A 22,432-nucleotide genomic window follows, 5' to 3' on the forward strand; every position below is an offset into this window, starting at 1 on the left:
TCTCTCCACTTTACCCATGCTGCATATAATTTGCGCTCAAATCTAACACTCTCGCTAAATTAAGTAACACAACCATTTTCTCGCCGACATTTACTAAGCCATGCACATATTGTGCATTATCAGAATCCTGAAAATCAGGAACATCTTTAGCCTTTTCCTCAGAAATACTATAAACATCCGAGACCGCATCTACGACTAAGCCCATTACTTTGAGCTGATCTTTTATCTCAACTGACACAACAATTACAACAGTTAGAGGGCTGTACGCCACACTTTCAATCCCAAAGCGTAACCGTAAATCAATAATGGGGACTATCGTCCCTCGTAAGTTAATCGCCCCTTTAACAAACGCTGGGGCATTAGGAATAACGGTGGCATCTTCCCAACCTCTAATCTCTTGAACTGCTAAGATATCCATTCCATATTCTTCACCAGCCATCATAAATGTAAGATACTGATCTTCATCTTGTTGACCACCTAGAATTAATTGTTGGTTTAAATCAGCTTGTTCATTCATCATGCAACCTCAACAGCTTTCGCTTCTACTAGAAGCTCTTGTGATCCAGGCCGCTTTAAACCACTTAGTTTTATCAAACCGCTAATATCAATAATCAATGATACTCGACCATCACCAAGTATTGTTGCACCCGATACTCCATCCACCTTTTGATAGTTAGCTTCAAGGCTCTTAATTACGACTTGTTGCTGGGCTAATAAATCATCAACAAGTAAGCCAACTTTATGGTTGTCACTTTCCACAACAACTAAGAGTGTTTTATCAAGCTCTTCAATTGCCCCTTGATGGCTAAAAATGTCGTAGAGTCTCAAAATCGGGATATATTCATCCCTTAGCCTCAATACATCCAAATCTTTGCCAACGCGACTGACTTTTGAAATATCAATTTGTAACGATTCAACGATTGAAATGAGTGGAATAATGTAAGTGTGCTGAGCAACCTTGACCAATTGACCATCAAGAATCGCTAATGTTAACGGTAAACGTATTGTAAATGTTGAACCAACACCTGGTGCAGACGACACCTCAACAGAGCCATTCAATGCTTGAATATTTCGTCGCACAACATCCATACCCACTCCCCTGCCAGAAATATCACTCACTGCGTCTGCAGTAGAAAAACCTGGCATGAAAATAAGTTCATTTATTTCATCTGCACTGAGCTCATCGGATTCTTGCACCAGACCATTTGCAATGGCTTTTTCTTTAATTTTCTCTGTATTTAAACCTTGCCCATCATCCATAATTTCGATCACAATGTTTCCTCCTTGATGAAATGCATTTAAGGTAACAGTGCCTACTGGATCTTTACCCGCAGCAACTCGCTGCTCAGGAGTCTCTAATCCATGATCTAAAGAGTTTCTCACTAAATGCACCATCGGATCGGAGATTTTCTCCATAACCGTTTTATCCAGTTCGGTTTGTTCCCCTAACAGTTTCAATTCAACTTGCTTATTAAGTTTCTGTGATATATCTCGGACTAAGCGAGGGAAGCGACTGAATACAAAACTAATAGGCAACATTCTAATGCGCATAACATTTTCTTGCAGATCTCGAGTATTGTGAGCAAGCTGCGCCAAACCTTCTTGTAATGAAGTAATGGTTGTCTCTGTTATATCCTGCTCTCCGATTTGACTCAGCATGGCTTGTGTAATAACAAGCTCTCCAACCATATTTATCAGGGAATCGACCTTATCAATACCGACTCGAATAGACGTGGAGCTTTGTTCTGATGGTTTTTTTGGTTCAGCTTTTTTCCCGAGAGAGTTGACTGGCACTTCAGCTTTAACCGGTTTTGGTGATGGCGTTTCGAGGCCACTATTACTCTCAATATTGACATTTGCTGTTTCTACATCCGCGTTACTGGCGACCTTACCAAATAGCCCGCCGCACATTGTAATTTCAATATGTGCATCATCTTCAACCCATTCAAAAATCTCTTTAATTGCTGATTCAGGTTTGATGGTTGTCAAAAAAAATCGCCAACTTAAAAAGCACTCATCTGGACTTAAATTTTCGATACTTGGGATCCCATCATAGAAAGCTGTTGTTTCTAATTCTCCAAGTTCAGCTAATTCGCTAATCATGTAGAGGGGTTCATTACCGGTTTTAAACAAATGAGGCAAAGGCTTGAAATCAATTTGATAAGTGGACTCTCCTGAAGACTCTTGAAGTGACTCAACAGGCTCTTCAGCCACACCATCACTCATACCGAGAATCACTTCAAATTTTAACCTTAGTTCATTGGCTTCACTAAGGTCTGGTGCTTGTTCTGCTTGAAGTGCCCCCAATAAAGCCCGCAAACAATCAACTGATTTGAGTAACAAGTTTACATGCTCAGCAGTTAATTGACGTTGCCCATCACGGATCTGATCTAAAAGTGTTTCTAAAACATGGGTAAAATCGGACACTGACGTAAAGCCAAAAGTGCCACTGCCACCTTTAATAGAATGTGCGGCTCTGAAAATTGTATTGATCGTTTCGGAGTCTTCAGCGCCTGGTTCTAAATTAAGTAACTCGGCTTCCATTGCATCTAACCCTTCAAAGCTTTCCTCAAAAAAAACTTCAAAGAATTGACTTAAATCAATACTCATAAGGCACTCCTAGATCAACGAATAACCTTTTTTAATACCGCTAACAACTGCTCCGGGTTAAACGGTTTAACAATCCACCCTGTAGCCCCTGCTGCTTTACCTTCGGTTTTCTTATCTAAACCCGATTCAGTAGTCAACATTAACAATGGGGTGAATTTATAATTAGGTAACGAGCGCAGTTCACGAATTAAGGTAATACCATCCATCACAGGCATATTCACATCAGATATAACGGCGTCAAACCCCTGCTGCTTTGCAATACTAAGCGCCTCACTGCCATCTTTAGCCTCAGTTACATCAAAACCCGCTTTTTTTAATGTGAATCCGACCATTTGTCGCATTGATGCAGAATCGTCTACAGCCAAAATCTTTTTCATACTGACCTCTTAATTAACACTATCTAGGGCTAAATATTGTACTAGCCCTAACTCATCGACTGCATTAGTAAACGCAGTACTTTGCCCGTGCCAGACTATTTGATGATTGATGTTCTGGAGATGTTTTTGTAACGCACAAAGCAATTGAATTGACGCCGTATCAGCTCTACAGACTTCAGAAATATCAATACAAACGTCATGCTCTACATGCAGTTCTTGCTGCAACTGCTGATGTAAATCTTCAACTTGACTTATCGTCAACTCAGGTGAAAGTTTCAACATATGCAGGGCACTGTCCTTGTAAATTTATATTTATAAACTCAGCTTAGACGCAGATGTAAAAAATGCCATAAAAGTTAATACAAAAAAGGTAAAAATAATTAGCGTGTTAGCTATAAATACCGGAAAAACGCGCACTATAATTCAAGCACATTATCCCGTATTTCTGTTCTTACATTGCAATAAGGTTAAAATCAGAGATCAGCGTAGCAACATCAATCAATGGAATTTCATTTGCCGTGTATTTGGCCTTGAAAATAGCCGCTAATTCACCATTTGGATTAATCAATGCCACCGACGCGCTATGATCAACATAATACTCTGAGTCTTCACTGTTATTAATCGCATAAATTAACCCAATATCACGTACAAACGGAAATAATGTCGCGTGAGGCCCACTCATCGCTTTAAACTCGTGATTGAAATAATCTATATATGCTTGACGCTTTTCAACAGTGTCCCTGTGCGGGTCTACCGATATAAACCAAATAGACAATGGCACACTATTTTGTAGTCGTTGATGTACTTGAGCAAGTTTCGCCAATGTCATCGGACAAATATCAGGGCAACTCGTATACCCTAGAAACAACAATGTCCATTGTCCTGGTAAATCTTGCTCAGTCAATATTTCGCCATGTTGGTCTGTTAACGCAAATGGTTTGATAAGTTTTGGCTGTTGATAATGAACCGTCAAATCAGATACCACCGGTTTTTCTGAACACCCAAGTAATAAAACCGAAACAATCCCAAGTAAGATATAACGCATTACATAATCCATTTATCTGCAAAAAGAGCGACAAATAGTAGCAGTAAATGACTTATTGAAAAACGAAAAAGCGCCATCGCTTTCTCATCTGAGGGCCAATAATACAGACTCACACTTTTAACTATAAACCAACCATTTAATACACTTGAACACACTAAATAAAACCATCCAGACATCGAAATTAGATAAGGTACAATGCAGATCAGTGCGAGTAATATGGTATAGACAATCATGCATAGTTGCGTGAACTGTGTACCATGAGTTACAGGCAACATCGGAATATTAGCACGCTGATAGTCATTTCTTCGGGCTATCGCCAATGCCCAAAAGTGTGGAGGGGTCCAAGCAAAAATAATCATGACTAAGAGTAAAGGCTCTGCATCTAACTGCCCAGTTTCACTGACCCAGCCAAGAAGTGGCGGCATCGCACCAGCTAACCCACCAATCACGATATTTTGGGGGGTTGCTCGCTTTAAGAATAGGGTATAAACAACGGCATAACCTAAAAGAGCTAGCAGCGTTAATACAGTACACAGTAGGTTGCTCCACTGTAAAAGAACAACAACTCCTATCACGGTCAACCCTGAGGAAAACAACAATGCATCACGCACCGTTAATCGGTCCGTCGCGACAGGTCTGTGTCGCGTTCGCGCCATCTTTTGATCTATTTCTCGGTCGACAACATGGTTAACGGCCGCTGCCGCTGCCGCTAAAGCACCAATACCCAATAAACTCATTATTTGGGATATCCAACTGCGATCCATCTCTGGTGCCAAAGCAATACCAACCCAAGCAGTAATAACCAACATAGCCACTACTTTCGCTTTACAAATGGCAATGTAGTTGCCCACTGAGTGCCACCAAGAAGCATGCACACTTTGATTCATAATCGCTGTTTTCATACTGCCTCTCCACATCGGTACTTGATTAAAAAACACAACCTAACCATGCTAGTCAATAACATAGCTGCCATAAAATTATGAAAGAGGGTTAAAAGTAGCGGAAATTGTAGATATACAATCGCCGCTCCCACACTCAACTGAATAATCAATAATGCCACGACCCAGAGAATGGCATATTTGAAAGTTGTTGATGTTGCGAGTGCATACAGCTTGATAGCCATGACAAATATCGCAATTGACGTGACCAGCGCCCAAAATCGATGAACAAAATGGATAGACAGCCTCGTTTCAAATGGCAATACGCCATACTCATAATTTTCTTGACCAATTGGTAAATGAAATAAGCTATTAATTGAAAACAACTCCATATTGTTACATGCAGGAAGGCCCGTACAATGAGGTGCAGCATAATTCGCGGCCACCCAACCACCTAGAGCAATTTGAATAACCAATATCCCCAAGACAAACAGTACCATTTTAAACCGGTGAGATACCTTGTCAGCCAATGGACTCAAACTAGTTGCAACGCGAAAGTATAGTAATGACAACAACGATAAAATACTAAAGCCCCCTAATAAATGCCCCATCACTATAAAAGGTTGCAAATTCATAGTTACCGTCCACATTCCCAACGCGCCTTGGAATAAAATGAGTAAGGTTAATAAACAAACAAGCTTTGTAGGTAAAGGACTTTCCCGCTTATACCTAATCGCTATTACACACAAAAACAGAACAAGTAACCCTAAAATCGCCGCAAAATATCTATGGATCATTTCAATCCAAGCCTTTTCATGTTCAATCTCGCTTTCAGGGAACTGAGACTGCGCAACAAGCACATCTTCAGCTAATGTAGGTACTGACATAAAGCCATAACACCCTGGCCAATCTGGGCAGCCAAGGCCTGAGTTACTTAAACGCGTATATGCACCTAACGTGACAACCACAGCAGCCAATAAGCAACCGAAGAGTGCTATTTTTCGATAATTATATTGCATACTCCCCCCTAACTACTTCTTGCATAATTCAACAACTTCTTCAGATCTTTCAACATTCCTTTATGATTCATACGATTTTCTTGAGCATCAAAGCTATGATCATATGCCAACACGACAAGCCCTCGATGGTCTATCAAATACAACTTACCGGCCTCCAGTTCGGTCAAACTAGGATATGCCAGCATCTTACTATCGCCTGTCTCTCTCCCTAAAATAGCCAAACTGACCCGTTTTTTATTTTTCCCTAACGCTGTATACGTATTAGTTAAATCATTTAACTGATGAGTGCATGCTCGTGTACAATGAAGCGGTGCATTTAAAGCGATGGTCCAAAGTACGCCAGGCTCTTGTTGCCAACCTGCAATAGAAATCTCACCCTCAACGAACTTTCCATTATTTGTTACACGATCAGGTAACCAATTAAAAGACACTGCAATATAAGCAAACAAAAATGGCACACTACAGCAACATAGAAATAACCACATTGGTTTATTTTTCATTGAGTTTCTTCCTTTTTTTTCAACATAAAATATCCAATTGCAGCAGCGGATATGCCTATTAACAACCATTGCAGCGCATAGGCTTGATGCTTTTGAGGAGACATAACTACAGCTTGATAATGCGGTTGCCCAACGACTGCTTGAGTACCTACTTGATACGTCAAAAATGGATATATACTTAACCCCGTAATATTCAAAAAATAAGATAGATCGATATATTGAAGTAAATTAGGCTGATTAATATCCATTGCTGGCCGTGATGCTAACGTAAATCCTTGAATATCTTTGCTCTTAATCTGTAAGTTCAGCTCTATTTGCTCATCCGGCAAATTCAATAAAGGTAATGTTCTAGATGCAGGCGCTGCCACAAACCCTAAATTAACAAGCAGCATTCCATTGAGGTTATTGGCGTCAAATAGGGTCACCACGTCATACCCTGTTTGACCTTCAATAACTTTGTTATCTAAAAACCAGATATTCCCCTGTACAAAATGCCCAACAACTTTTATTTTTGCACTATGTAGCAGATCCGGTGACGTGGTCAGAAACTTCCTTAAATCAGGCCTAGGCGCGGCTAAGTGTGCTAGCTCCTGATTGAGTAGTGATTCTTTATTCTCCCCCCTTAACCATTGCCATCGCGCGAGCAATACACACACAGTAACAACAAGTATTACTGCCAATGTCGCCAAAATTGAACTAAGCTTGTAACGACTCACTTCTTGCATATAGGCCTCTAAATGTTGATTAAACTTGTTATCGTATTTTTATTATTATTTATCTTATTCAACCTATTTAGAGCACTGTATTTAATGGTCTCTAACACTCAAGAAAATAAACCTATGTCTTTTTACCTCGGGCGCCGGGTTATTTACTCTGTGTTTGTGGTTTTACTTATCTTATGTAGTGCACTATTCGGACTTATTCCGCTTAATAGCACACCATTACTCATAGAACATACACAAATACAAACAAACACAACCATACAACATCAACAAAATGCCAATACCAAGCAGCCGCTTGAAAAGCAAAGTGTTGTTTAGAGTCCAAATGCCCCTTGAATATACGTAGTAAAACAACCAATAACATCAAAGTGCCTAGTGTCACATGCATACCATGAAACCCTGTAAGCAAGTAAAATGTATTGCCATAAAGCCCTGATTGTAATGTCAAATTCAGATCATTATAGGCATGCATATACTCTGCGACTTGCAACCCTAAGAACACCACGCCAAGTAACACAGTTAAACTCAAAAATACTTTCAGTTTTGCTCGTTCATCACGTTCTATAGCGACATGTGCAAAATGAATTGTGACAGAAGAAGTTAAAAGAATAATTGTGTTGATTAACGGTAAGCCCTGCCACCCCATCGCATTTGTGGTATCACCTGCTGGCGTAGTTAACAGCGGCCAAACGGCCTCAAAATTTGGCCAAAGCACCTCGTAGGTCATCGCATTGTTGCTAGCCCCTCCTAACCAAGGCACAGATAACACTCGGGCATAAAACAATGCCCCAAAGAATGCTAAAAAAAACATTACCTCAGAAAAAATGAACCAACTCATACCCTGACGAAACGAACGATCCATTTGCGCCGAATATAATCCTTTTTGCGACTCTTCAATTACATGTTTAAACCATCCAAATAACATGTATATCAAAACACCAATCCCAGCATATAAAATATAACTCCCACTGGCGTTTTCGGAATTAACTTGCATGACAGTCAAACCAGCACCAATGGCAATTAAAAACATCGCGACTGCGCCGATTATTGGCCACTGACTTTGCTCTGGTACATAATAGTTTTCATATTTTTGTTCCACGAATCTCTCCTAACTTGCGACTGCACTTGCAGTCACAGTATGAATATTGGCTTGTGCTGAGTCACTAATATCAAATACGGTGTATGACAACGTTAACTCTTTCACATCAACGGGTAACTCTGTGTCTACATAAAATAATAGCTTGAACTCAAGTTGCTCACTTGCAGCAAACGCCTGCTTATCAAAACAAAAACATGCCATTTTATGTAGATACTTTGCTGCTCTTCCTGGAGAAACTGAAGGAACGGCTTGCATAACTCGTGCACTTTTACTTAAGTTTTGTGCTGAAAATGTCACTTCTGTCATCTCCCCAGGCTTAACTTGAACCATATACTGCTGCGCTTTCACAGCAAATGGCGCACTTTGTTGTGCATGGGTCGTAAAGCTCACATCAACCGTTCTTGAGTTGACAATTTGTTGGCTTTGCGTAGCCACTTCCATATTCGGCTTGCCATTAAGGCCCGTCACATCACAAAACACGTCATAAAGAGGCACTAATGCAAAAGCAAAAGCAAACATTGCCACCGCACTCAACAATAATTTCTTTAATAAGACACTGTGTTCCATTATTTAACCTCTGGCGGAGTACTGAAGGTATGATATGGTGCAGGGGATGCAACCTCCCACTCAAGCCCTTCAGCCCCATCCCAAACTTTGCTTGGGACAGACTCTCCACCACGAGCACATTTATAAACAACCAAAACAAACAATAACTGCGATAACCCAAAAGCAAAGCCGCCAATACTTATTATGGCGTTAAAATCCGCAAACTGGAGGGCGTAGTCAGGAATACGCCGAGGCATACCAGCAAGACCGACAAAATGCATAGGAAAGAATAAGACATTAACGCTTACTAATGACAACCAAAAATGCCATTTTGCAAGGGCAATGTTATACATGTGGCCAGTCCATTTCGGCAGCCAATAATAAGCTCCTGCCATAATTGAGAACACAGCGCCGGTTACCAATACATAATGAAAGTGCGCAACGACAAAATAGGTATCATGATACTGAAAATCAGCAGGTGTTATTGCTAGCATCAAGCCTGAGAAACCACCTAACGTAAATAACACTATAAAGGCAATGGAAAACAGCATTGGGATTTCGAACGTTATTGACCCTCGCCACATCGTCGCCACCCAATTGAATACCTTCACCCCTGTTGGAACCGAGATCAACATAGTCGCATACATGAAAAATAGCTCGCCAGCCAGTGGCATCCCAGTAGTAAACATATGATGCGCCCAAACAACAAAAGAAAGCAGTGCGATTGAAGAAGTTGCATACACCATTGAGGCGTATCCAAATAATTTTTTCCGTGAGAAGGTTGGTACAATGGTAGAGATGATCCCAAAAGCGGGCAAAATCATGATATATACCTCAGGATGGCCAAAGAACCAAAATATATGTTGGAACATTACCGGATCACCACCACCTGCGGCATCAAAAAAACTGGTGCCAAAATACTTATCAGTTAATACCATAGTGACAGCACCAGCTAATACAGGCATAACCGCTATCAAAAGAAATGCGGTAATTAACCACGTCCATACAAATAACGGTAACTTCATCCAAGTCATACCTGGTGCTCTCAAATTGACTATGGTTACAATCACATTAATTGCCCCCATAATTGAGCTGATCCCCATTATGTGAACCGCAAATACAAATAGCGCGGTGTTATCATTGCTATATGTCGTCGATAATGGCGCGTAGAATGTCCAACCAAAAGCTGGCCCACCACCTTCCATAAACAACGACATTAATAGGATCGAAAACGCGAATGGCAGAATCCAAAAGCTCCAGTTATTCATTCTAGGCAAAGCCATATCTGGCGCACCTATCATCATTGGTATCATCCAATTTGCTAACCCCGTAAACGCTGGCATTACAGCCCCAAAAACCATAATTAGACCATGCACGGTAGTCATCTGATTGAAAAAATGCGGATCGACTAGTTGCAGTCCAGGCTGAAATAGCTCGGCGCGAATGACCATTGCCATCGCCCCTCCAACGATGAACATAGTCAGAGAAAAAATTAAATACAGAGATCCTATATCTTTATGATTTGTTGTATAAAGCCAACGCTTAAATCCTTTCGGCATATGGTGGTGTTCATGGTTTTGCTCTTGAGATTCAACCAATGTACTCATTGTTCTTTCTCCTTAGTCGCGTCTATTTCTAATTGTATTTGACTAGGTTGAACCACTTCACCAGTATCATTACCCCAGCTATTACGCTTATAGGTAATAACACCAGCTATTTGTTTGATAGACAGTTGCTTCCCAAATGCCTGCATGGCCGTTCCTGGTTTACCATTAAGTAAAATATCAATGTGAGGTTGCAAATCACCTGTCACCATAGGGCTCCCCTTTAAAGCAGGAAACACACCAGGTAATCCCATTCCTGTTGGTTGATGGCATGCTGCACAGTAACCCATGTAAACTTGCTCCCCAACGGCCATTAACTCTTCTTTGCTTAACGTTTGGTCTAGTAATGCAGCACTTGCTGCCGCTTCTATCGATTTTTGTTGTTTGGCCTGAGCCAACCAGAGATCAAATTCATCAGGCGCTCTTGCATCAACGACAATTGGCATAAACCCATGATCTTTTCCACATAGCTCTGCACATTGTCCTCTATAAATTCCTACCTCATTTACATTAGTCCAAGCTTCATTAATAAAACCGGGATTTGCATCTTTTTTCACTGCAAAGTCAGGGACCCACCAAGAATGAATTACATCATCAGAGGTCATCAAAAATCGTACTTTTTTTCCGGTCGGTATAACCAATGCTTTGTCAACTTCCAACAAATAATGCTCACCTTTTTCTTCCTTATCATTCATCTGCTCTCTAGGTGTGGAAAGTACAGAGTAAAAATCTACATCATGACCCATATACTCGTAATGCCACTTCCATTGAGAACCGGTCACTTTAATGGTTAAATCTGCTTTACTAGCATCTTCCATCGCTATCAACGTTTTAGTAGCCGGTATAGCCATTACGACCAATATAACGAATGGAATCGCAGTCCAAAGGATTTCTACCTTGGTACTTTCGTGAAATTGGGCCGCAATAGCGCCTTTAGATTTTCGATGATGTATGAGTGCCCAAAACATCACCGCAAAAACGATGACACCTATAACACAGCATATCAGGAAGATAGTCATATGGAGTTGATAGACATTTTGACTTATGTCTGTCACCCCTTGTCGCATATTGTAAGCACTATTACTGGTCGCACTAAACGAGAGTAATAAAACGAATAAGCTTACAAACGCATGGCATGCTTTCATGTGACGCCCCTTTATTTTGCGCTAGTAAATGACCTTTTCACTAAAATGCGCTGGTGTTTTTATTATCGGATGACTGTCATGAGCTGCGACTTTCGTCGAATGCTAAACTGCGTGACTATTAACTAATTAGTCAATAAATAAGCAATTTGCAAGTTTTAAGGTGTTTTAAAACAACTAGAGGGGAAGTGTTTGAATTTATTTGGCTCAATAGAAATAAAATCTAAGTGAACGAGGTGAATTTAGAGATAAACTCACCATTTTACTTTATGAAGTTAATGCTATTGGATGTAATTACATCCAATTACCATTTCTTATCACACCAACGGCTAAGCCTTCTATTGCAAAAGACTCATGCTCTAAGTCAACCTCAATCGCCGAAAAGTCGTCATTTTCTGCATGTAATAAAACACGTTTACCTGCTTTTTCTAAGCGCTTTACAGTTACGTCTTCATCCACTCTAGCAACAACTACTTGGCCATTTTCAGCAACTTGAGTACGATGTACCGCGAGTAAATCCCCATCGATAATACCGATATCTTTCATACTCATACCATTAACCCGTAATAAATAATCAGCCGTAGGTTTAAATAAAGACGGATCGACTTGGCAATGCGTTTCAATATGTTGCTGCGCTAAAATGGGTTCACCAGCGGCAACCCGACCAATCAAAGGGAGACCTAATTGCTCAGCTTCATCTTCGACAGCTAATCGAATTCCTCTACTTGCTCCAGGGACCATCTCAATAACCCCTTTTTTTGCTAGTGCTTTCAAGTGCTCTTCTGCAGCATTTGCACTTTTAAAGCCTAATGCATCTGCAATTTCTGCACGCGTCGGTGGCATTCCTGTATCTTTAATAAATACCTTAACGAGTTCAAATACTTGTTCTTGTCTTTTTGTCAGAGGTCGCATACAACTGGTTTTCCATACAGTGTTATTTACTGTGAGTATATACAGTTAGATATAAATCGCAAATATTTGTCATAAAAATAGGTGAAGATACAAAATCGGGAAGCAAATAGCGATATAACCTAACATATTTAGGATTTCTCAAAGCGGTTTATTTCACCTGCTTAATTTAAAAGTTTTCTCTCCTATACGCATTAGCTACAACCTTTAAATTCAAAGGTAACCGCATCTAGAATTGATAAAAAACTTATTAAACATAACACTAAAAAAATGAACGTTATTTAATAGGGTACATTCACAAAAGTGATATGCTGATTTATAGGTCTATTATAAAAACATTAGCAAAAGAGCGAAGCGGCTAATAGATAGACTAATGAGACACTTAAGATCCTTTTATTGTTCTTGGATCAATTAAAAGTTCGTATCTTTATCGATGGGACTGCAGAGCTTAGGTAAGTCATAAAATTTCATTAAAGCTCCAAATATTTAAGAGCCAAAAATCCGCACGCTTTAACAAGTACAATCTCTTTCATCTCAACCAATACAACTTCATCTTTTTTGAACTTGCTTCAGAAGTATTCATAAGCCCTTTACATAAAAATTTATACTTAATATGAGTGATGCTTATTTTGAAAAGTAGATCCTATAGTACATCAAAAAATAATAAGGTATGGCTTGTCATTCAGGTAATGAACATCCCAAACCCCCAAACGCAAAAAACCCGTCGCATCTCTGCAACGGGTTTCTCTAATTTAATGCCTGGCAATGTTCTACTTTCACATGGCAACTGCCACACTATCATCGACGCTGTTTCGTTTCACTTCTGAGTTCGGCATGGGGTCAGGTGGGTCCAAAACGCTATTGTCACCAAGCAAATCTGGTGTGTCAACTCGCTATCGCAAGCCAACTAAAATCTGGAATGCTAATAAATTCTGTAAAACGCTACTTTAGTTACACTAACTTCTGTCGCTTAAACCACTTTGGCGTTGTATGGTTAAGCCTCACGGGTAATTAGTACTGGTTAGCTTAACATGTCACCATGCTTCCACACCCAGCCTATCAACGTTGTAGTCTCCAACGGCCCTTCAGAGAGCTTATAGCTCTAGTGAGAACTCATCTCGAGGCCTGCTTCGCGCTTAGATGCTTTCAGCGCTTATCAGTTCCGAACGTAGCTACCGGGCAATGCCATTGGCATGACAACCCGAACACCAGCGGTTCGTTCACTCCGGTCCTCTCGTACTAGGAGCAACCCCTCTCAATTCTCAAACGCCCACGGCAGATAGGGACCGAACTGTCTCACGACGTTCTAAACCCAGCTCGCGTACCACTTTAAATGGCGAACAGCCATACCCTTGGGACCGACTTCAGCCCCAGGATGTGATGAGCCGACATCGAGGTGCCAAACACCGCCGTCGATATGAACTCTTGGGCGGTATCAGCCTGTTATCCCCGGAGTACCTTTTATCCGTTGAGCGATGGCCCTTCCATTCAGAACCACCGGATCACTATGACCTACTTTCGTACCTGCTCGACGTGTCTGTCTCGCAGTTAAGCTGGCTTCTACCATTACACTAACCGTACGATGTCCGACCGTACTTAGCCAACCTTCGTGCTCCTCCGTTACTCTTTGGGAGGAGACCGCCCCAGTCAAACTACCCACCAGGCACTGTCCGCAATCCCGATTAGGGACCTACGTTAGAACATCAAAACTACAAGGGTGGTATTTCAAGGTTGACTCCACACAATCTAGCGACTGTGCTTCTAAGTCTCCCACCTATCCTACACATGTAGGTTCAATGTTCAGTGCCAAGCTGTAGTAAAGGTTCACGGGGTCTTTCCGTCTAGCCGCGGGTACACAGCATCTTCACTGCGATTTCAATTTCACTGAGTCTCGGGTGGAGACAGCGTGGCCATGGTTACACCATTCGTGCAGGTCGGAACTTACCCGACAAGGAATTTCGCTACCTTAGGACCGTTATAGTTACGGCCGCCGTTTACCGGGGCTTCGATCAAGAGCTTCGACCTAAGTCTAACCCCATCAATTAACCTTCCGGCACCGGGCAGGTGTCACACCGTATACGTCATCTTACGATTTTGCACAGTGCTGTGTTTTTAATAAACAGTCCCAGCCACCTGGTCACTGCGGCTCTCAATCGCTTAAGGAGTAAATCCCATCACAATCAAGAGCGTACCTTCTCCCGAAGTTACGGTACAATTTTGCCTAGTTCCTTCACCCGAGTTCTCTCAAGCGCCTTAGTATTCTCTACCTGACCACCTGTGTCGGTTTGGGGTACGATTCGAAATAATCTGAAGCTTAGAGGCTTTTCCTGGAAGTAGGGCATCAGCAACTTCACTACCGTGGTAGCTCGTCTCGTGTCTCAGCCTAACAACGACCCGGATTTACCTAAGTCATTAGCCTACTCACTTTCACATGGACAACCAACGCCATGCTTGCTTAGCCTGCTCCGTCCCCCCATCGCAATTATTCCAAGTACAGAAATATTAATCTGTTTCCCATCGACTACGCTCTTCAGCCTCGCCTTAGGGGTCGACTTACCCTACCCTGATTAACATGGGATAGGAACCCTTGGTCTTCCGGCGTGCGGGTTTTTCACCCGCATTATCGTTACTCATGTCAGCATTCGCACTTCTGATACGTCCAGCATACCTCCCGGTACACCTTCAACCGCTTACAGAACGCTCCCCTACCACTTGTCCTAAGACAAATCCGCAGCTTCGGTGATATGTTTAGCCCCGTTACATCTTCCGCGCAGGCCGACTCGACTAGTGAGCTATTACGCTTTCTTTAAAGGGTGGCTGCTTCTAAGCCAACCTCCTAGCTGTTTTAGCCTTCCCACATCGTTTCCCACTTAACATATACTTTGGGACCTTAGCTGGCGGTCTGGGTTGTTTCCCTCTTCACGATGGACGTTAGCACCCACCGTGTGTCTCCCGGATAGTACTTTACGGTATTCGGAGTTTGCAAAGGGTTGGTAAGTCGGGATGACCCCCTAGCCTTAACAGTGCTCTACCCCCGTAAGTATTCGTCCGAGGCTCTACCTAAATAGATTTCGGGGAGAACCAGCTATCTCCCGGTTTGATTAGCCTTTCACTCCTAGCCACAGGTCATCCCCTAACTTTTCAACGTTAGTGGGTTCGGTCCTCCAGTTGATGTTACTCAACCTTCAACCTGCCCATGGCTAGATCACCGGGTTTCGGGTCTATACCCTGCAACTAAGCGCCCAGTTAAGACTCGCTTTCGCTACGGCTACCCTAATCGGTTAACCTCGCTACAGAATATAAGTCGCTGACCCATTATACAAAAGGTACGCAGTCACCTAACAAGTAGGCTCCTACTGCTTGTACGTATACGGTTTCAGGTTCTATTTCACTCCCCTCACAGGGGTTCTTTTCGCCTTTCCCTCACGGTACTGGTTCACTATCGGTCAGTTGGGAGTATTTAGCCTTAGATGATGGTCCACCTATATTCAGTCAAAGTTTCACGTGCTCCGACCTACTCGATTTCACTGCTTATAAATTTTTGTGTACGGGACTATCACCCTGTATCGTGGCACTTTCCAGAGCCTTCCACTAATTACAAAACAGCTTAAGGGCTGTTCCGATTTCGCTCGCCGCTACTTTCGGAATCTCGGTTGATTTCTTTTCCTACGGGTACTTAGATGTTTCAGTTCTCCGCGTTCGCCTCATATGGCTATGTATTCACCATATGATACCTGCAAGCAGGTGGGTTTCCCCATTCGGAAATCCTAGTCTCAAGCGCCTCTTACTGGCTCAACTAGGCTTATCGCAAGTTAGTACGTCCTTCATCGCCTCCAACTGCCAAGGCATCCACCGTATACGCTTAGTCACTTAACCATACAACCCAAAATAGTTTTAAGTTGTACTGTCAAAGACAGTTTAAACTTCGCCAGAAGTTAATATTGAATACTAAAGTAGATGCTAATTAATCATTGATTAATTGGCATTGTTTTACTTTTGAAAACTCTTTATAGATACGAATATCTATAAGAATTTATTTATCAGCTTTTCCAAATTTTTAAAGAGCAAGAGAATTTAACTTCTCAAAGAGAAACACACTTCATACTCAGGATATACCTGAAGTATGCTTTTCTTTCAAAAGTAAGGTGGTGGAGCTAAGCAGGATCGAACTGCTGACCTCCTGCGTGCAAGGCAGGCGCTCTCCCAGCTGAGCTATAGCCCCACAATACTGGAATGACATTGTTTGATACCAAAGCTAAAAGGTTAGCAAAGTGGTGGGTCTGAGTAGACTTGAACTACCGACCTCACGCTTATCAGGCGTGCGCTCTAACCAGCTGAGCTACAGACCCAAACAATGTTTGTGTTCTCTAATTCTATTCAGCAATCATCTGTGTGGACACTACGAACAAACAAGTTCTAAATCGTATAAGGAGGTGATCCAGCCCCAGGTTCCCCTAGGGCTACCTTGTTACGACTTCACCCCAGTCATGAATCACTCCGTGGTAAGCGCCCTCCCTAAGGTTAAGCTACCTACTTCTGGAGCAACCCACTCCCATGGTGTGACGGGCGGTGTGTACAAGGCCCGGGAACGTATTCACCGCGGCATTCTGATCCGCGATTACTAGCGATTCCGACTTCATGGAGTCGAGTTGCAGACTCCAATCCGGACTACGACGCACTTTAAGTGATTCGCTAACCTTCGCAGGCTCGCAGCACTCTGTATGCGCCATTGTAGCACGTGTGTAGCCCTACACGTAAGGGCCATGATGACTTGACGTCGTCCCCACCTTCCTCCGGTTTATCACCGGCAGTCTCCTTAGAGTTCCCACCATTATGTGCTGGCAACTAAGGATAGGGGTTGCGCTCGTTGCGGGACTTAACCCAACATCTCACAACACGAGCTGACGACAGCCATGCAGCACCTGTATCAGAGTTCCCGAAGGCACCAAACCATCTCTGGTAAGTTCTCTGTATGTCAAGTGTAGGTAAGGTTCTTCGCGTTGCATCGAATTAAACCACATGCTCCACCGCTTGTGCGGGCCCCCGTCAATTCATTTGAGTTTTAACCTTGCGGCCGTACTCCCCAGGCGGTCTACTTAATGCGTTAGCTTTGAAAAAGTTGTCCGAAGACCCCAGCTTCTAGTAGACATCGTTTACGGCGTGGACTACCGGGGTATCTAATCCCGTTTGCTCCCCACGCTTTCGTACATGAGCGTCAGTGTTGACCCAGGTGGCTGCCTTCGCCATCGGTATTCCTTCAGATCTCTACGCATTTCACCGCTACACCTGAAATTCTACCACCCTCTATCACACTCTAGTCTGCCAGTTCGAAATGCAGTTCCCAGGTTGAGCCCGGGGCTTTCACATCTCGCTTAACAAACCGCCTGCGTACGCTTTACGCCCAGTAATTCCGATTAACGCTCGCACCCTCCGTATTACCGCGGCTGCTGGCACGGAGTTAGCCGGTGCTTCTTCTGTCAGTAACGTCACAGCTAATAGCTATTAACTACTAACCTTTCCTCCTGACTGAAAGTGCTTTACAACCCGAAGGCCTTCTTCACACACGCGGCATGGCTGCATCAGGCTTGCGCCCATTGTGCAATATTCCCCACTGCTGCCTCCCGTAGGAGTCTGGACCGTGTCTCAGTTCCAGTGTGGCTGATCATCCTCTCAAACCAGCTAGGGATCGTTGCCTTGGTGAGCCATTACCTCACCAACTAGCTAATCCCACTTGGGCTAATCTCTTGGCGTGAGGCCCGAAGGTCCCCCACTTTGGTCCGTAGACGTTATGCGGTATTAGCAGTCGTTTCCAACTGTTGTCCCCCACCAAAAGGCATATTCCCAAGCATTACTCACCCGTCCGCCGCTCGTCAGCAGATAGCAAGCTATCTCTGTTACCGCTCGACTTGCATGTGTTAGGCCTGCCGCCAGCGTTCAATCTGAGCCATGATCAAACTCTTCAATTAAAAGTTTTGTTGAAACCCTTTACTAGAAAGTATTTCGTGCTCATTGAATTCTGATTTTGATTCTTTCGAATCGAATTGACTGTGCTGAAACAAGTAAACTTGTTTCCGTTGGTCACTCAGTTTCTCCGAAGAGAAAATCAATTGAGACTCTAAATTTTTTTGCTTGCTTCAATCTAAGAAAGAAGTTTCGCTGTTAGAACTCAATCTGTACGAGTGCCCACACAGATGATTGCTTCATATTTTTAAAGAACAGTTCCTGTTTAAAACAGGGCGATGATTAAGCGCTTTGCTTTATCTCGCTAGGGCTGCGCATATTACGCCTTCCTATTTTTTTGTCAACACTTAAATTCAATATTTTCATAAAGAAATTTTAAAATTAAGTTTTACTCGACGCTGACTGCGTTTTGCTTTGCTAAGTTAGCGTAGCGCTCCGTGTCAGTGGGGTCGCATTATAGGGAGATGCAGAAAAAGCGCAAGCCTTTATTTTCAGAAAAGTGATAAAAACAATGAGTTCGAGCGAATATCATTCGAAAAGCACATTTTTAATACATTAAAAAAAAACCAGCATGTTTTACGTACAAAATGTTTTATGACATAAAAATGACAAAAACAAGCCACTTGAATGAAAATCATACTAACCTGGCTTTTTTGCTTATTTAGCATACAAAAAGAGCGCTAATTCTAGCGCTCTATAAATAATTTCCAAGACATTCTTTGCTGGTAAATGGTTTCTTGTTCCAATTCACTTACCATAAGTGGATGTGCCGACAGCCAATCTCCCGCAAATTCAAGCTTAACCGCATCAAATTTATCTGCGCATACGAAGAAATCAGCTAACACATCATCTTCACGCCTCATTGATAAGATCACAGCAAGCCTTACCAAACGTATCAATCTCGTTACAAGTAATGTTTGGTTACCTACTTCACTAAATTGCCTTTGATTTAAATCAGCTCGATGAGCATTCGTAATGGCGACTATCAGTTGCTTTTCAGCTTTAGTAAAGCCAGGCATTCCCGTATTATTGAGTATATATGCACTGTGCTGATGATATAGCTTATAATCAATCACCAAACCAATTTCATGAAGATGCGCCACAGCGGTCAAAATAGGTATGATTTGTTCCATTGGCAACTGCCATGTAGCAGAAAGTTGCCCTGCCAGTTCGATACTTACCTCAGCAACACGTTGTGCTTGGCGTTTATCAACATGATAACGCTCAGTAAACCCATCCAACGTACGCTTACGAATATCGGTATTATGAAAATCAGATATCATGCTATATAGCACACCTTCGCGCAGTGCACCCCCAGCCAAACCCATATATTTTATATCTAAGCTTTGAAATAGAGCAATTAATATTGCCAAGCCCGATACAAAGACTAAACGTCGCTCTTCACCTAAGCCCGCTAATTGCAACTTGTCTATACTAGCAAAGCCCATTGCTTGTTTTTTAATGGAGTCTAAACGCTCAAGCGTCAGTAATTCACTTTCCCCAGATGCCGCAAGTATCTCTTGAATTGCTTGTATTGTGCCTGATGCGCCAATCGCCAACTCCCAGCCAGCATCAATGTACGTTTGCTTAATCGGCGAAATAACTTGATTCGCGGCACTAATTGCATGGTCAAAATTACTCTGACTTAATGTACCGTCAGAAAAATAGCGCTCAAGAAATGTGACACACCCCATATCTAGGCTTTTATAGATCTCAGCAGTAAACCCCTTACCGATAATCACTTCAGTGCTAGCACCACCAATATCGATAACAAGCTGTCGACCTTGACAAGCAGACGTATGTGCAACACCTTTATATATGCTTTTAGCTTCAAGCTCACCACTGATAACATTAATCCGATGGCCTAATATACGCTCAGCTTCAGATTTAAACTCATCCGCATTTGAAGCCAAGCGCAGTGTCGCAGTGGCCACAATACTAATATTACTTGCAGGAATATCTTGTAAACGCTCAGCAAACAAAGCTAAGCACTCCCACCCCCTTTGCATTGCCTCAAGGGATAAAAGGTTATCTTTATTCAATCCTGCCGCTAAGCGCACTTTTCGTTTTACTCTGCCAATGGTATGAATCCCACCGGCCATATGCTTAGCAATTAACATATGAAAGCTGTTAGAACCGAGATCAATAACAGCAAACACATTATTTTGTGGAAAATCTTGCCCCACTTTAAATACCTCTTGCTACAACCATATATCCATAATCGCGGTTACGAATTAGAACGCGGTTTATGGTAACTGTTTTGACGGCGACCATTGTTGCTGCGGTTACGCTGTGGGCCCGACGAATAGTTTCGCTTTCTTTGAACTTGTGGCTTTGTCAAATCATCAAGTAATGCTGACTTGTCATAATGAGAAAGAGGAATAGCATGTTCAATATACTGCTCTATTTCATGTAAATTATATGCATACTGCTCACAAGCAAAACTAATTGCATTACCTGAAGCTCCAGCTCGGCCCGTTCGTCCTATACGATGCACATAATCTTCACAATCATCAGGCAAATCAAAGTTGAAAACGTGACTTACTTCAGGAATATGCAACCCTCTCGCAGCTACATCGGTTGCAACCAAAAAGTCAATTTCACCTTTAGTAAATTGTGCCAATATTGCTTGTCGTTTTTTCTGATTGACGTCACCTGTTAACAACCCTACCCGATGCTTATCTGCTTTTAGCCAAGCATAAACGTTCTCACAGCTTTGCTTAGTATTCGCAAATACAATCGCTTTGTCAGGCCATTCTTCTTCAATCAAAGTTAAGAGAAGCGGTATTTTATCATCGTGTGATGGGTGGAACAGCTCTTCTTCAATCAATTTACCTGTTTTAACATCAGGTTCAATTTGCACATGTTCAGGATTTGTCATGTGTTCAAATGCGAGTTCTTGTACACGATATGATAGCGTTGCAGAAAAAAGTAAATTTAGTCTCTCTGCCGTATCTGGCATTCGGTTAAATAGATAACGAATATCTTTAATAAAGCCTAAATCAAACATTCTATCGGCTTCATCAAGTACAACGACTTCGATTTCATTGAGGCTATACGCGCCTTGTTTGTAGAAATCGATCAAACGACCAGTAGTGCCAATTAAAATATCTACACCATTTTCAAGTTGGACCCGTTGTTTTTCGTAATCCTCGCCACCATATATTAAACCAAGTTTAAGATTACAGTGTGGCGCAATGATTTTTGCATCTTTGTGGATCTGAATCGCCAACTCCCGTGTGGGAGCCATGATCAGCGCTCTTGGGTGCTTTCTGGTTACACCTTTATTTTGCAACAAACGATGACAGGTGGCTGTTAAAAAAGCCAAAGTTTTACCTGTTCCCGTTTGAGCTTGGCCTGCAATATCACGACCATCGCAGATAAAAGGCAAACACTTTGCTTGGATTGGCGTACAGTATTCGAAGCCATTCTCAGCTAATCCGGCGACCACTTCCGGAGCTAAAGCAAAGTCAGAAAATTTATTATTGGTCAAATGTGTCTTAGTCATAGCAATTAAGCATAACGTTTAAACTTGCAATAAGAAACAAGAGTGTTTAAATACGCAGTAAATAATTCGCCTAATTCTAACGGAGAGCGTAATGAGCGACAAAATTATTCAACTAACTGATGAAAGTTTTGAGTCGGATGTACTTAAATCGAAACAACCTGTACTAGTAGACTTCTGGGCAGAATGGTGTGGCCCTTGCAAAATGATTGCGCCAATTCTAGATGAAGTTGCAACGCAGTACGAAGGTAAAGTAACTATCGGGAAACTAAACATTGACCAAAATGCAGGTACGCCCCCTAAGTTTGGTATTCGTGGTATTCCAACGTTATTACTTTTTAAAGATGGCGCAGTCGCCGCTACGAAAGTAGGCGCACTATCAAAAACTCAACTTATCGAATTTTTAGATACGAACACCTAAGTGCCAGACAGCATCAATATACGTTGTATCTTGATGCTGTTTTAAAACAAAATTGTATTTTTTTATGTTATTTTACATAAAATTTGTTTAAAGA

The 22,432-nt window shown here is 42.1% G+C and carries 18 protein-coding genes, 2 tRNA genes and 3 rRNA genes; 2 read left to right on the forward strand and 21 right to left on the reverse strand.

Going from position 1 to position 22,432, the window contains the following annotated elements:
* Positions 1–10: 10 nt before the first annotated feature.
* The 9 genes from PAUR_RS01820 to PAUR_RS01860 form a co-directional block, all read right to left on the reverse strand.
* Positions 11–520: a chemotaxis protein CheW gene (locus PAUR_RS01820; protein WP_192506125.1), complete on the reverse strand. Its 510-nt coding sequence runs from the start codon at positions 518–520 to the stop codon at positions 11–13.
* Complete coding sequence (locus PAUR_RS01825) at positions 517–2,610, reverse strand: chemotaxis protein CheA (RefSeq protein ID WP_192506126.1); 2,094 nt, start codon at positions 2,608–2,610, stop codon at positions 517–519. The genes PAUR_RS01820 and PAUR_RS01825 overlap by 4 nt, the downstream gene beginning before the upstream one ends.
* 14 nt (positions 2,611–2,624) lie before the next feature.
* Positions 2,625–2,987 (reverse strand): response regulator, encoded by a 363-nt coding sequence (locus PAUR_RS01830; protein WP_192506127.1) that lies wholly within the window; start codon positions 2,985–2,987, stop codon positions 2,625–2,627.
* 9 nt (positions 2,988–2,996) lie between these two features.
* The gene (locus PAUR_RS01835) at positions 2,997–3,269 is read right to left on the reverse strand and encodes an STAS domain-containing protein (RefSeq protein ID WP_192506128.1); all 273 of its coding nucleotides are present in this window, start codon (positions 3,267–3,269) and stop codon (positions 2,997–2,999) included.
* A gap of 169 nt (positions 3,270–3,438) precedes the next feature.
* Positions 3,439–4,032, reverse strand: coding sequence for an SCO family protein (locus PAUR_RS01840; protein WP_192506129.1), 594 nt, complete (start codon positions 4,030–4,032; stop codon positions 3,439–3,441).
* Entirely contained in the window at positions 4,032–4,934 is a 903-nt protein-coding gene (gene cyoE / locus PAUR_RS01845; RefSeq protein WP_192506130.1) for a heme o synthase, read from the reverse strand. Before cyoE ends, PAUR_RS01840 begins: the two co-directional genes overlap by 1 nt.
* Complete coding sequence (locus PAUR_RS01850; protein ID WP_192506131.1) at positions 4,931–5,929, reverse strand: COX15/CtaA family protein; 999 nt, start codon at positions 5,927–5,929, stop codon at positions 4,931–4,933. Before PAUR_RS01850 ends, cyoE begins: the two co-directional genes overlap by 4 nt.
* 8 nt (positions 5,930–5,937) lie before the next feature.
* On the reverse strand, positions 5,938–6,429 hold the full coding sequence (locus PAUR_RS01855; protein ID WP_192506132.1) for a transmembrane cytochrome oxidase associated protein: 492 nt from the start codon (positions 6,427–6,429) through the stop codon (positions 5,938–5,940).
* Entirely contained in the window at positions 6,426–7,154 is a 729-nt protein-coding gene (locus PAUR_RS01860; RefSeq protein ID WP_192506133.1) for an SURF1 family protein, read from the reverse strand. Before PAUR_RS01860 ends, PAUR_RS01855 begins: the two co-directional genes overlap by 4 nt.
* Positions 7,155–7,166: 12 nt before the next feature.
* On the opposite strand from PAUR_RS01860, the gene PAUR_RS01865 reads away from it, so the two are divergent.
* The gene (locus PAUR_RS01865; RefSeq protein WP_192506134.1) at positions 7,167–7,469 is read left to right on the forward strand and encodes a DUF2909 domain-containing protein; all 303 of its coding nucleotides are present in this window, start codon (positions 7,167–7,169) and stop codon (positions 7,467–7,469) included.
* On the opposite strand, the gene PAUR_RS01870 is transcribed toward PAUR_RS01865, so the two are convergent.
* From PAUR_RS01870 to rhlB, 12 genes are all read right to left on the reverse strand, one after another.
* Positions 7,375–8,250 (reverse strand): cytochrome c oxidase subunit 3, encoded by an 876-nt coding sequence (locus tag PAUR_RS01870; protein WP_192506135.1) that lies wholly within the window; start codon positions 8,248–8,250, stop codon positions 7,375–7,377. The genes PAUR_RS01865 and PAUR_RS01870 overlap by 95 nt on opposite strands.
* Positions 8,251–8,259: 9 nt before the next feature.
* On the reverse strand, positions 8,260–8,817 hold the full coding sequence (locus PAUR_RS01875; protein WP_192506136.1) for a cytochrome c oxidase assembly protein: 558 nt from the start codon (positions 8,815–8,817) through the stop codon (positions 8,260–8,262).
* Positions 8,817–10,403, reverse strand: a complete 1,587-nt coding sequence (ctaD, locus tag PAUR_RS01880) for a cytochrome c oxidase subunit I (protein WP_192506137.1) — start codon at positions 10,401–10,403, stop codon at positions 8,817–8,819. The genes PAUR_RS01875 and ctaD overlap by 1 nt, the downstream gene beginning before the upstream one ends.
* Positions 10,400–11,545, reverse strand: a complete 1,146-nt coding sequence (gene coxB, locus PAUR_RS01885) for a cytochrome c oxidase subunit II (RefSeq protein ID WP_192506138.1) — start codon at positions 11,543–11,545, stop codon at positions 10,400–10,402. Before coxB ends, ctaD begins: the two co-directional genes overlap by 4 nt.
* 291 nt (positions 11,546–11,836) lie before the next feature.
* Positions 11,837–12,454, reverse strand: coding sequence for a transcriptional repressor LexA (lexA, locus tag PAUR_RS01890; RefSeq protein ID WP_192506139.1), 618 nt, complete (start codon positions 12,452–12,454; stop codon positions 11,837–11,839).
* 754 nt (positions 12,455–13,208) lie between these two features.
* Positions 13,209–13,323 (reverse strand): 5S ribosomal RNA (gene rrf, locus PAUR_RS01895).
* A 118-nt stretch (positions 13,324–13,441) separates the two neighbouring features.
* Positions 13,442–16,327, reverse strand: a 23S ribosomal RNA gene (locus PAUR_RS01900).
* Positions 16,328–16,597: 270 nt separating this feature from the next.
* Positions 16,598–16,673, reverse strand: a tRNA-Ala gene (locus PAUR_RS01905).
* Positions 16,674–16,723: 50 nt separating this feature from the next.
* Positions 16,724–16,800: transfer RNA gene (locus PAUR_RS01910), tRNA-Ile, on the reverse strand.
* A 77-nt stretch (positions 16,801–16,877) separates the two neighbouring features.
* A 16S ribosomal RNA gene (locus tag PAUR_RS01915) occupies positions 16,878–18,417 on the reverse strand.
* The 16S, 23S and 5S rRNA genes sit together here with 2 tRNA genes alongside, the layout of an rRNA operon.
* Positions 18,418–19,098: 681 nt before the next feature.
* Positions 19,099–20,598, reverse strand: coding sequence for a guanosine-5'-triphosphate,3'-diphosphate diphosphatase (gene gppA, locus PAUR_RS01920; RefSeq protein WP_192506140.1), 1,500 nt, complete (start codon positions 20,596–20,598; stop codon positions 19,099–19,101).
* Positions 20,599–20,639: 41 nt separating this feature from the next.
* Complete coding sequence (gene rhlB / locus PAUR_RS01925; RefSeq protein WP_192506141.1) at positions 20,640–21,920, reverse strand: ATP-dependent RNA helicase RhlB; 1,281 nt, start codon at positions 21,918–21,920, stop codon at positions 20,640–20,642.
* 91 nt (positions 21,921–22,011) lie between these two features.
* Here rhlB and trxA point away from each other — a divergent pair, with 91 nt between their 5' ends.
* Positions 22,012–22,338: a thioredoxin TrxA gene (gene trxA / locus PAUR_RS01930; RefSeq protein ID WP_192506142.1), complete on the forward strand. Its 327-nt coding sequence runs from the start codon at positions 22,012–22,014 to the stop codon at positions 22,336–22,338.
* Positions 22,339–22,432: the final 94 nt, after the last annotated feature.

The organism is Pseudoalteromonas aurantia 208 (genome assembly GCF_014858725.1).
GTDB lineage: Bacteria > Pseudomonadota > Gammaproteobacteria > Enterobacterales > Alteromonadaceae > Pseudoalteromonas > Pseudoalteromonas aurantia.